Annotated in this window: 13 protein-coding genes; 8 read left to right on the top strand and 5 right to left on the bottom strand. The window is 44.6% G+C overall.

Going from position 1 to position 11,478, the window contains the following annotated elements:
- Nucleotides 1-184: 184 nt before the first annotated feature.
- The 4 genes from LJE72_RS22200 (at nucleotide 185) to LJE72_RS26870 (ending at nucleotide 3,439) form a co-directional block, all read left to right on the top strand.
- A complete protein-coding gene (locus LJE72_RS22200; protein WP_229250159.1) occupies nucleotides 185-1,537 on the top strand; it encodes an ABC transporter substrate-binding protein in 1,353 nt (450 codons plus the stop codon).
- A gap of 134 nt (nucleotides 1,538-1,671) precedes the next feature.
- On the top strand, nucleotides 1,672-2,604 hold the full coding sequence (locus LJE72_RS22195) for an ABC transporter ATP-binding protein (protein WP_229250158.1): 933 nt from the start codon (nucleotides 1,672-1,674) through the stop codon (nucleotides 2,602-2,604).
- A 19-nt stretch (nucleotides 2,605-2,623) separates the two neighbouring features.
- Nucleotides 2,624-3,241 (top strand): ABC transporter ATP-binding protein, encoded by a 618-nt coding sequence (locus LJE72_RS22190; protein WP_312038958.1) that lies wholly within the window; start codon nucleotides 2,624-2,626, stop codon nucleotides 3,239-3,241.
- A 36-nt stretch (nucleotides 3,242-3,277) separates the two neighbouring features.
- Nucleotides 3,278-3,439: an ABC transporter ATP-binding protein gene (locus LJE72_RS26870; RefSeq protein WP_396391715.1), complete on the top strand. Its 162-nt coding sequence runs from the start codon at nucleotides 3,278-3,280 to the stop codon at nucleotides 3,437-3,439.
- A 505-nt stretch (nucleotides 3,440-3,944) separates the two neighbouring features.
- Here the strand turns inward: LJE72_RS26870 and LJE72_RS22185 are convergent.
- The 3 genes from LJE72_RS22185 to LJE72_RS22175 all read right to left on the bottom strand — a co-directional run bounded on the left by LJE72_RS22185 (nucleotide 3,945) and on the right by LJE72_RS22175 (nucleotide 5,676).
- Nucleotides 3,945-4,271 carry a response regulator gene (locus tag LJE72_RS22185; protein WP_229250157.1) on the bottom strand — a complete coding sequence of 109 codons (327 nt, stop codon included), beginning with the start codon at nucleotides 4,269-4,271 and terminating at the stop codon, nucleotides 3,945-3,947.
- 33 nt (nucleotides 4,272-4,304) lie between these two features.
- Entirely contained in the window at nucleotides 4,305-4,484 is a 180-nt protein-coding gene (locus tag LJE72_RS22180) for a helix-turn-helix domain-containing protein (protein WP_229250156.1), read from the bottom strand.
- A 256-nt stretch (nucleotides 4,485-4,740) separates the two neighbouring features.
- On the bottom strand, nucleotides 4,741-5,676 hold the full coding sequence (locus LJE72_RS22175) for a cation diffusion facilitator family transporter (protein WP_229250155.1): 936 nt from the start codon (nucleotides 5,674-5,676) through the stop codon (nucleotides 4,741-4,743).
- A 328-nt stretch (nucleotides 5,677-6,004) separates the two neighbouring features.
- Between LJE72_RS22175 and LJE72_RS22170 the strand changes: the two genes are divergently transcribed.
- From LJE72_RS22170 to LJE72_RS22160, 3 genes are read left to right on the top strand one after another with little or no spacing between them, the layout of a single operon-like run.
- Nucleotides 6,005-6,244 carry a FeoA family protein gene (locus LJE72_RS22170; protein WP_229250154.1) on the top strand — a complete coding sequence of 80 codons (240 nt, stop codon included), beginning with the start codon at nucleotides 6,005-6,007 and terminating at the stop codon, nucleotides 6,242-6,244.
- A gap of 47 nt (nucleotides 6,245-6,291) precedes the next feature.
- Nucleotides 6,292-7,107 (top strand): FeoB small GTPase domain-containing protein, encoded by an 816-nt coding sequence (locus tag LJE72_RS22165; protein WP_229250153.1) that lies wholly within the window; start codon nucleotides 6,292-6,294, stop codon nucleotides 7,105-7,107.
- Nucleotides 7,104-8,504 carry a nucleoside recognition domain-containing protein gene (locus tag LJE72_RS22160; RefSeq protein WP_229250152.1) on the top strand — a complete coding sequence of 467 codons (1,401 nt, stop codon included), beginning with the start codon at nucleotides 7,104-7,106 and terminating at the stop codon, nucleotides 8,502-8,504. The genes LJE72_RS22165 and LJE72_RS22160 overlap by 4 nt, the downstream gene beginning before the upstream one ends.
- Nucleotides 8,505-8,805: 301 nt before the next feature.
- Here the strand turns inward: LJE72_RS22160 and LJE72_RS22155 are convergent, their stop codons facing one another.
- Complete coding sequence (locus tag LJE72_RS22155) at nucleotides 8,806-9,219, bottom strand: metal-dependent transcriptional regulator (RefSeq protein WP_229250151.1); 414 nt, start codon at nucleotides 9,217-9,219, stop codon at nucleotides 8,806-8,808.
- A gap of 843 nt (nucleotides 9,220-10,062) precedes the next feature.
- A complete protein-coding gene (locus LJE72_RS22150; protein WP_229250176.1) occupies nucleotides 10,063-10,893 on the bottom strand; it encodes a DUF3102 domain-containing protein in 831 nt (276 codons plus the stop codon).
- Between the two features lie 208 nt (nucleotides 10,894-11,101).
- On the opposite strand from LJE72_RS22150, the gene LJE72_RS22145 reads away from it, so the two are divergent.
- Nucleotides 11,102-11,335, top strand: a complete 234-nt coding sequence (locus LJE72_RS22145; RefSeq protein WP_229250150.1) for a DUF1659 domain-containing protein — start codon at nucleotides 11,102-11,104, stop codon at nucleotides 11,333-11,335.
- Nucleotides 11,336-11,478 lie beyond the last annotated feature (143 nt).

Here is an 11,478-nt window from a genome sequence, read left to right as displayed (position 1 = left end):
TCTAAAGATCTAATTTTTCTTAAATAGAGGTTTGGCAAAAGACTCCCGGATAAGCGTAAAAAGTGAACCTGACAGAGAGCGTGAAAAATGTGAAAGCGCAAGAGAAAGCGAAGGAGAATCTTTATGAAAAAGAATTCGAAGCCCAAGAAAATTATGGCAATTTTTGTTGTCTGTGGTGCTGGGCATGGGGATCTTGACCGGATGCGGCAGTTCTAAGACCGCCACTAAAGGGCTGGTTGAGTTAACCATTGCCTCTTCAAATAATGCCCATGGCGTTTCCCTGGATCCACGGATTGATTATACGGCGGGGGTGCCTGTTTCCATGGGTGTGTGCGAAACCTTGTTCAAGCTGAATAATGAGACCCTGAAGGTTGAGCCCCATCTTGCCGACACATACACTCATCCTGATGAGTACACCTGGGAAATCACCCTAAGAGATGGAATCAGCTTCACCAGTGGTGAGCCTCTTACAGCAGAAGCGGCCAAGGCGGCCCTAGAATACTCCCTAGCAGGGATTGAACGCCTGGACAAAATCCTCGATCTCAAGTCCCTGGAAGCTGAGGGCCAGGTGCTGACCATCAAAACTAATTCTCCCGCGGCAACCTTGCCCTCATTATTAACCGATGCCTCAACGATTATCTACGACACTAAGGCAGGAAGTGATTATGCCCGCCAGATAGTCGGAACAGGTCCTTACATCCTGGAGAGCATGGATGACGAAGGAAATTGCGAGCTGGTAAAAAACAAAGCTTATTGGCAAGGTGAGCCTGCCGCCGATCTTGTCCACACCAAATGGATAACCAACGGGAATGCCTTAGCCCTTGCCCTCCAATCCGGTGAACTGGATTACGCAGAGATTGCTCCTGCAGATATGCCCCTTTTTGAAAATAAGGCTGATTATCAAGTTACCGGCTATGATAGTCACAGAACCTATTTTCTTTTTCTGAATCCCGAAAACACCTTTACGACAGACCCTGCCTTGAGAAAGGCACTTTGCTATTCAATCGACCGTGATTCTTATATTGCTTCGATCTTTAACGGCAACGGAACCAAAACAACAGCCTGTTTCCCTGCCTGGTCAGGTTTCTCTGCAGATATTTCTGCTGAAGACTATGATCTTGAAAAAGCTAAGCAAATTCTCAGCGTGGCCGGGTATCAAGACAGTAATGGTGATGGCAACTTAGAAAAAGACGGCAAAGAAGTGTCCCTCAGCCTGATGACCTATGCCGGTAATCCGGAATTCCCTGTCCTCTGCGAAGTTATCCAGGATCAGTTGGCAACCCTGGGAATTCATTCGGAAATTGTTGTTTCCGATGGGATTGTCAATGACCTTAAAAAAGGTAACTGGAATATTGCGACTTACGGATATAACACTCTTTCCTTAGGGGATTCTTATAACTTCCTCCAGCCGGTCTTCTATACGGATGCTTTTTCTAATTTCACCCATTTCTCTAATCCTCAAGTGGACGCCCTGCTGGACGAGATGAAAGAAACTGCGGATATGGAAAAACGGAAAGAACTTTCCATTGAGGTCTAAAAGTATATTTTCGAAGGGGATCAACACATTTTCATGCTTCATTTAAAGAAGTTTTTGGTTGCTAAAAAGGAGATAGAGAACCTGAAACCTAATCTGGGCAATAGCTTTGATTTCTGGCAGGTTACAAAAGTACAATGATTGGACAGGATTTGCTGACTATTGAAAACCTTGAGGTCAGGTATGGAGAGACTCCGGTCTTGCAAAGTGTATCCCTTGCCCTTCAGGCAGGGAGCATTCTGGGAATTGTGGGAGAATCGGGCAGCGGAAAAAGCACCCTGCTTTTAGCGACTATGGGAATTTTGGGCAGGAAGGGATCAATTCAAGATGGGAGAATTATCTACCAAGGAACTGACCTGCTGCAGCTGTCTGCAGAGAAAATGCGCAGAATCCGAGGGAAAGAGATCGCCTTAATTATGCAAAATCCCAATTCCTCCTTCTGTCCCGTACGAAAAATCAAACATCAGCTTCATGAGGCAGTGCGCAGCCACGGTGATCTTTCCGGTTCAGAAGCTGACCGGCGGATGTTGGAATTATTGGCGCGCATGAATTTGCCGGATGGGAAGCGGATTATGAACAGCTATGCATTCCAGATGAGCGGAGGCATGTGTCAAAGGACAGCCATTGCCGTGGCTATGGTGCTGCGTCCCCAATTGCTGCTTGCCGACGAACCGACCAGTGCGCTGGATGTAACGGTTCAAGCTCAGGTGATCAAGGAAATTATGAACCTCAGGACTGAATTTGGGACTTCTGTCGTGATAGTTTCACATAATATGGGGGTTATTTCCCATATGGCCGATCAGATCGCCGTTATGTATGGGGGGCTGATCCTGGAATACGGGGTCAAGGATGAGATCATCGGAAATCCTGCCCATCGCTATACACAAAACATCATCCGGGCGATACCCAGACTGGGTGCGCCTGCGCCCCGGGGGATAGCTGTTTTCCAACACGAGAGGAGAACACAAGGCTGCCCGGTGCAAAAGAGCTGCCCGAATTATGCGGATCAATGTCTGACAAAAACCCCTCCCCTGAAGGAAATTTCCAAGGGACATTTCCTGAGGTGCTGATTGGCAGAGGAGGCAAGATGTGAAAGTGCTTGAGGTAACTGCTCTGAAAAAAAGCTTTTACGCTGGAGAAGAGGGCCGATATATCCATGCGGTGGATAACGTGAGCTTCTTTCTGGAACCTGGAGAGTTTCTGGGATTGGTGGGTGAGAGCGGCTGCGGGAAAAGCACCTTGGCCAGGATAGTGACCGGACTGCTCCACCCGGATCATGGTAACGTGGTCTTGGCTGGAGATGAACTCCGGCAGACCCCTTTTCCCAAAGCCGTCTATAAGCAAATGCAAATGGTGTTTCAAAATCCTCAGGACTCCTTTGATCCCCGCCGAACGATTGGCTGCAGTATCATTGATATTCAGCGTAACTTTGGGGTAAAGCGCGCCGAGGCGCAACAAAAAATGTATGGCTTGCTTGATCGGGTAGGACTCAAAAGCACGCTGGCTGACAGACTTCCTTTGGAGATCAGTGGGGGTGAGTGCCAGCGTGCAGCCATTGCCCGAGCCATATCTGTTTCCCCGCAGATTATCATCTGTGATGAGATAACCAGTGCCTTGGATGTGAGCGTACAGGCCCAGATCCTGGAATTGCTTGAGGATTTGCGAGACGAAATGCAGCTTTCTCTGCTGTTTATTTCCCATGATTAGGCCCTGGTTCAAGGTATTTGCAACAGAGTCCTGGTGATGTATAAGGGTAAAATAGTTGAGGAAGGATCTGTAAAAGAAGTGCTGACACAGCCGCAAGATCCCTATACTAAACTTCTGCTCTCCTCGGTGCTTACCGTCGAAGCGAATGACTGCTCATTATGCTGTAACTATAATAATTTCAGACCTGGAAACTTTTGATTCTAACCTTCAATATTTTTTTGATCTAATAGTGCAGTAAACTCATTTTGCGTACCTCCTTAGTTTCTTTCCATCAATAGACCCCTGCATTAGCAGTGAGCTTATATTCTTTGATGTATTCTGATTGTGAAAATGCTATGGGCTGTTCTGTACTAATTCTTGGGACGAGGGATGTGCCTGACTGCATGACCTTTTGCATATCAGCCGAAATTGTTACCTCACTACCAAACGAGCCTTGTAATCGTCAATAATTTCACCTGCTATATTGTTTATAGAAAGTGCGATGACCGTATCGTTGCCCCTTATTTTTGCGAATAAGGTTTCATGGGGGATTATGATTCCTTTGTTCCGCACTAACAGAAATAATATATCAAATTCTTTGGGCGCAACTCCAATATCTTTTCCATCGTAATCAACTCTGTATGATAGCGGGTACAGCTTGAGTTTCCTACTGATATCTCCTTTTTCAGCATTCCGTTACGCCCCAAAAGTGCCTCAACACGTTTTAGCAAAATTGCATTAAGAAAGGCTTGATAATATAATCGTCCGCTTCATTTGTGAACGCTTTTAATTGGTTATAATCATCATCCAAAGCAGTCACCATCAAAGCAGGCGCATCACCAATTTTACGAAACTCTTTTAATAGCTCCTGTCCGTTTGTTCCAGGCAGCATTATCAAGATTAAAAGATTATAGTTTTTGTCGTAGAATTTCAAAAGTGCTTCATCACCATTGAAACAGGTATCCACACTGTAACCCTCTTTCAACAGAAACTTTTTGACCATATCGGATATAGTCTCATCGTCTTCAACTACTAATATTTGAATGTCCATAAAATCACCTCAGAATTAGGATACAGTATCAACCTAACCGTGCTTGTTTTTCCTCAAAATGCCATCGGTTGGCTTCTCTGCATTTTGAGGTATCGCCCATGATTTTCCAAAACGGATCACGTCGGGTATGCGACCTTCTTCACACAGCTTCTGTACGCGACGCTCCGAGATATTCCATTTCTCTGACGCTTCATTTACCGACATAATATCCATAATCAACCTCCAGTAATCTTACTCAGTCACATTATATACAGACAAACGAATACTATCGAAATGAGTCAGCCATTGTTCACGGAAAGTTCAGTAGTGAAAAACGAAAAAGCCCCACTCCAGTCAGATCGACTTGTCTGGGGGCGTGGCTAGGGTGAAATGCACCTACAAAGAAAAAACGCACCTGACAGGTGCATCGGCCAGCAGATGGATGTAATGACGGTGAATTTGGTTGTTTGGAGAACGCTTTATTCATCAGCTACAAAGCCTTCAATGTGTACTTCTGAGTAGAGTCAATGCACATTGTGCATTGACCACTTCCATGTGTGCGGTGAAAACAGCTGCCACAGTGTGTATGTTCAAGCTGAATCGTCGTATGGACAATTCCAAACTGATCAGTTAGAAGTTGTTGGATTTTGTGCAATAGTTCCTCTTGGGTTAGACTCGTCTCAGCCACTTCGACATGGGCTGTCATAGCAATGATTTCCTTCGACAAACTCCAAATATGGATATCAGTAATGCTGCGGACAGACTCTAGGCTTAGAATAGCTTCGCGAATTGAACCAATGGATATAGTCGTTGGGGCGGACTCCAGAAAGATTGTTAAACACTCCCTTGTCATTACAAATGCGTTTCGAAGAATGAGGCAAGCCAATATTGCACTAAGCAACGTATCAATTCCCATCCATCCTGTCCAAAGTATGACGAGCCCTCCGACTAAGACACCAAAGTCTGCTAACGCATCTCCAATAAAATGTAGGAAGGCACTCTGAAGGTTTAGATTTTGCTCGTTGCCTTTAAGTATTTGTACAATGACGAAGTTTACAATGAGACCAACAACGGAAACAGCAATCATGCCCTGAGGTTCAACGGGCAGCGGGTGAAGGTAACGGTTAAACGCCATATATAGAATGACCAACGAGACAAGGATCAACGTAATATTGTTAATCAGCGCTGCCAGTACACTATGACGATAGTGTCCAAATGTATGCTGAAGATCAGCTGGTTTTGTGGCAATTGTAAGGCCCCATAAGCAAATAATCAATGAGGCAAGGTCCGTAAATAGGTGCCATGAATCAGAGAATAAGGCTAGACTGTTCGTCTTAAAGGCAAAAAAGAGTTTCGCTGTAAGCGTTAGTGCAACAAGTGCCATCGAGATAGCAATTCTAGTCCGGTTGGTTAGTTTGGTACTCATATCAATTTGCTCCTTATGTATGTATTTTGATTCTTTGAAAGTTAGCCAAAGCTAAGATCGAGTTTTGATATCCATATACTATTTAGACTAGGCTGATATTGACACAGAGGGTAGTCGTCCTTTTTTAATATAACTAAGTGAAGCTCCATAGTTGTATAGAGCTTCTTTTTGCTTGGGCAATTTGAATTTTGCAAAAATTTCCACCAGTCTGATGTAACCTTCCGCTCCCAAGTTTAATACTGTATTTCATATCCTCAGCTAACCACAATAAAGGAATCGGTCAAAAGTTGCCCTTGTCTAACAATCCTTGAAAGGGGAGTTATGTAAAATGAAATTGTTATCAGTGCCCTTATCCACACTAAAGCCAGGTGAAAAATCTAACGTTGTACACTTGGACGTATTAGGCTTACTCCGTCGACGAATCCTTGACCTTGGCATTGTCCCAGGCACCGTTCTTACCTGCATTGGGAAAGCCCCGGCCGGAGACCCAATCGCTTATTTAATCCGTGGTACCGTGATTGCCTTGCGCAGTGAAGACGCCTGCCTGATAGCTGTGGAACAAGTATAGAGAGGACCTGACCTGCTTGATTATAAAAATTTCTTAGGGGTGAAAACATGAAATTAAAACTTGGAGACCATTCTAACGCGTTGCAATATCATAGTCGCGTTATGAGAGAACAGTTTGGGATCAGAACAACCGGCGAACAATACGTGATAGCACTCGCCGGAAATCCAAACGTCGGGAAGAGCACTGTGTTTAATGCGCTGACCGGGTTACATCAACATACGGGCAACTGGCCAGGAAAAACAGTGGATAATGCGCAAGGAAATTACTCCTATCGGAATAAATCATTTTTACTGGTTGATTTACCGGGTACTTACTCCTTACTTGCCCACAGCGTTGAAGAAGAAATTGCTAGGGACTTTATCTGCTTTGGTCAACCCGATGCAACCATTGTCGTACTTGATGCGACTTCTCTGGAACGCAATCTTAATTTAGCCCTCCAAGTGATGGAGATTTCCTCAAAGGTAATTATTTGTGTTAATTTGATTGATGAAGCAAGGAAAAAGAAACTCAGCATCAACTTCGACGAACTAGAAAAAGAACTGGGTGTACCTATTGTTCCCACGGCAGCAAGGAATAGAGAAGGGCTAGCAGACCTACAAAAGGCGGTTTACTCAATGGTCGTTGAGAAGAAAAAGACCTGGCCGAAACAGATTCCCTATTCCGAAGAGGTTGAACAAGCAATTAGTGCACTTCTACCAAAGGTTGAAGAGCTAAGCTTGGCGAGGGTAGTAAATCCAAAATGGTTAGCTCTTCGTCTGTTAGATAGTGACGTATCTTTTATCGAGACCATCAGCCGTTATTCAGCGATACAACCGCTAAGAACAGTGGCCTCACAACGGCAAGGGGGCGAATTCACACTATGAGCACCCTTAATCCGCCGGATCCACTTTTGAAGATTTACTCAGATACTGAATCGGTCCGTTCGTCTTCAGGAATTCCCATCGCCGACCGTGTTGTGACAGATATCTTCGCTTACACTGAAAAACTCACCCAACGGGTAGTAATACGGGAAGAAGGTCTACAGTCTAGTTGGAAGGATAACATCGATAAATTTGTTATCTCTCGTGTGTTTGGATATCCACTTATGTTACTCTTGTTAGGCGCGGTGTTTTGGCTTACCATCGCTGGAGCGAACGTACCCTCGGCAATGATTGCGTCAGTTCTCTTTGCCTTTCAAGATGTTCTTACCCATTGGTTTCAGCTGGTTCAGGCCCCTGCTTGGCTGCATGGAGTGTTGGTCTTAGGCATGTACCGGACCTTGGCCTGGGTTACCGCTGTGATGCTTCCTCCCATGGCCATCTTTTTCCCTTTGTTTACTCTCCTGGAAGACCTGGGTTATCTTCCCCGCGTAGTCTTTAACCTTGATAACATGTTTAAGAAAGCCAATGCTTGCGGGAAACAATGCCTGACTATGTGCATGGGTTTTGGCTGTAACGCTGCTGGGGTCGTGTCTGCACGAATTATTGATTCTCCTAGAGAACGTTTGATTGCCATCCTGACCAATAACTTCGTTCCCTGCAATGGACGGTTTCCCACACTCATCGCCATCGCTTCGATCTTCATGGCTAGCACGCTTTTCTTGTCGCAATCACTTCTAGCGGCTGGCATGATCACGCTCATAGTCCTGCTTGGAATAGGGTTTACCTTCGTTGTATCGTGGGCCTTATCCAAAACGATTCTCAAAGGAGAACCCTCATCGGTGGTGTTGGAGCTACCTCCATATCGCTTGCCCAAGGTTGGTGCCGTTTTCTATCGTTCCCTGATTGACCGCACGATCTTTGTGTTGCGCCGAGCACTTGTGGTAGCCGCCCCTGCTGGAGCCCTCACCTGGATTCTGGCAAATGTCTACATCGGCGACGTCAGTGTCATCGCCTCTATCGCCGGGGTTCTTGATCCTATAGCTAAGGCCATCGGCCTGGATGGTTTTATCCTTATGGCCTTTATCCTAGGACTCCCTGCCAATGAAATCGTAGTACCCGTCCTACTCATGTCTTATCTCGCCACAGGGCAATTGACGGAGTTTGATAGCCTATTCGAATTGAAGAAAATTCTGCTTGCCAACGGCTGGACTTGGCTAACCGCCTTCAACACCATGCTCTTTGCTCTACTCCACTGGCCTTGTGCGACAACCTTACTCAGTATGTACAAAGAAACAGGAAGTAAAAAATGGACCTTTATGGGTTTCATGATCCCTACTGTGATCGCGTTCTCAGTATGTTTCATCGTAGCTCAGGTAGTATATTTTTTAGGCTTAGTATAGTTTAAGTGGCAATGTTATTGGTGAATGTATGAAAGTTTGTATTTAAGCAAATAAGGGGATGTAACGAAACTTGTTTTCCGGTTTATTACATCCCCACTCTATCTGTAATCCCCTGATATATTAGAGGACTGTTCACCACTTCAAAGGTGTACAGTCCTCTATTTTGGGATAACGCACCACCATCTTGAAAAAATCTCAAGTTTCCTTACGTCCCCTTATTTTTAAACACCTTAATTGCTTAAATACCGTTGTCACGAAAAATAGTTATTAACTTAACTGCTGAATTAATAAGCATTTCTAATTATTCTTCTGAATTCATGAAATCGTTAAAGGCTTGTTGGCAAAAGGGATTATCTTTCATGAATTGTACCAGAGTTTTGATGGCATCGATGGTTGCTGTTGAAAGGTAATGTTCCATAGCTTCGGCCTCAGCAGCAAAGTTACATTTGCTACATATTAGGGCAAGAAACTCCTGTAGCAATTGGTTCCTCGTTACTAAATAGTACCCGAATTCCTTTCCTTGATCGGTAAGCTTAATCTCACCATATCGTTCGTACTTTATGTAACTCTCGTCTCTCAATTTATAGAGGGCTTTAGTTACTGATGGCAAAGCAACTTGAAGCCTCTTACTGATGTCTGTTACCCGAACCGTATCCAGCGATAACGAAAATCGGTATATCTCCTCTAAATAGTCCTCCAAGCTTGGCGTTAGCATGTACGACACTTCCTTGCGTCACCTTTTTCTCTATGGCCATTTGAGCTAGAATTCCATAACAAAAAGCATTGAGATCTGACATTCTCATTGTCCAATTTCACTAATACCTATGCCGTGTAGGGATGTCTCAGAACTTCAATGGAACATAATCCTATCAGTGCTTAGTATTTAACCACTATTTACTTAAATACTAAGATTGGAATCGCCAACTTTCTCAAATGAAAAATATTTTGGAGGAAGAGAGCGCTTTTGAAAAAAACCTTCTTGAATGAGTGCCCTTAGCCTCATCCAATGAAGGCGCCTATCTGTTTCCAAATTCTTTTTTCCTTTAAAAGATTATCCACAACCTAAGCTTTCTTCTTTAAGCAGTTCTTCTCCGATTACCCATATTAAGTACCACTTCGTGTAGAATACTCTTTGGAGAAAGACAAAGTACCCTTTAAGGGTGATATGGCAGTATGCCCTTTTAAAATCCCGTTAGAAAATAATATCTCTACTCCGACGGCAGCTGGGAGATTGGTACAGGTTAGAAAGTTTAAAAAATATCCTCCTGAAAGGCTGTAAGAGGATTGGGCATACTTCACCCTTGAAGTTTGGGCTTCCGATGATACCCTCTTTTAGGGTTCTGTATGCAACACCTAGACGTTCTGACCAGGCTTGAGTTTCAGTTACGGTCTTATGGTATTCTCTGCTTCCATCCACAATGGCATATATAATAACTGTCTTCTCTTCTTTATTACGATTTATTTGTCGACAAGTAAATTATACTAAGTCAACAGGATTATGGTCTCTACGTGCCTTGAGGATACTAAAGAGATGCCGCTGCCGGCATCTCTTTGTGCGTTAGTCTCTGTCCTCTTTTATATTCAAATTTGTCTTAATCCCAGGAGGATATTTTTTCAGCGTCTCCACCATGTTAGTCGCTATCTTTAACGCCTCTTTCCTGTTTACTTCCTTCTTCGCTGAGTCTACTCTGTTTAAGTCAACGAGAGTTTTCAGCAGCTCCCCGTAGGCACTGAGCATGTTGTCGCGGTGCATGGCGTATTGGGCGTCGTATTTCACGCTGTCGGCATTGGTATTCTCTACTGGCAGCGCAGTTTGCACAGTTTTCGGCTTGATGATTTTCCTTTCCACCGGGATCAGTTCCATAGGTTTATCCATAGGTTCATCTATTGCCTTATCCGCTGCCTCTTCCATTTTTCCTTGCTTTTGTGTCACCTGATTTTCCGGCTCTTGAAGCTCTTCTTCCTGAGGCGTCCGGCCCCTTTCATTGATTGTCTGCCGCAGCTCCCGCTGGCTCTTGTTTCCAACATCATTGTCCGCTATAAATTGATCCCGATCCTCTAGCGGGATCCCAAAGAGGATGAGTCCTTGGGTGTAGTTCAAATGTTGCATCGATGCACCATTTGGCCTTTCTTCCCCTTCGGGGAAGGAGAGGACAGGCCCGTACTCCCTAAAGGTTTTCATCAGTCTGCTGGCTGTACTTCGGGAGTAATTCACTGATTCAGTCAGCCATTTGAGCCACTCCCCATGAGGTACCAGCTCTTTGGCTTCCGTCAGACAACCTCCGATCTCAACTGCGTTGCTAAGCAACATTTTACCGCTTTCTTCCTTGATAAAATTAATCTCGGACGCGATTTGCTCAGGCGTCCTGTTGGAGATTTCCATCCTCATATCGGCTGCCCATCCTTTGCGGAATGTCTTTTCAGATACCCCTATAGGATATGCCGAGCCCCAGACAAGCGTGAAGGCTATATCGCCAATAAAAAAATGCGGTTTGGACAAAGATGCTTCCCTACAGTAACCATAGTACAAGCAAATTCATATTATATACAACCATGCCGAATCCATCGGCCTCTGGATCAAGGGGGGAGGGAAAGAGATGCCTATCATTGATAAGCCGTTGACTTCAACCTTAGTGTTGAAATATGAAGACGGGTTGACACCTGCCGGCGGTCCCCAAATCAAGCAAAAGAGCTTAAACTACGTGAGGCCTGATGCTGATCATGGATACCTCCACGAGGTTGCTGCCGCCCTATTCAGTCTCTCGGAAAAGCCGCTCACTACCGTGATTTTGCGTGATAGCACGGAGTTAGTGGAAGAACCGGAAGAATAATACCCTCTCACTCTTGGATGGGGCTGTGTCGAAACTTAGTTTCACACAGCCCTTTAAAAAGAAAAACAAACATATTCTTTTTTCCAACATGATAGTGTCAATAAATGTTCGCAAAAACCATCCGAATTCCTAAAGGCAGATCA

Origin of the sequence: Desulfosporosinus shakirovi, assembly GCF_020595055.1 — a bacterium.
Taxonomy (GTDB): domain Bacteria; phylum Bacillota; class Desulfitobacteriia; order Desulfitobacteriales; family Desulfitobacteriaceae; genus Desulfosporosinus; species Desulfosporosinus shakirovi.
The sequence above is the reverse complement of the archived record's forward strand: the minus strand, read 5'-3'. Positions and strand labels throughout refer to the sequence as shown.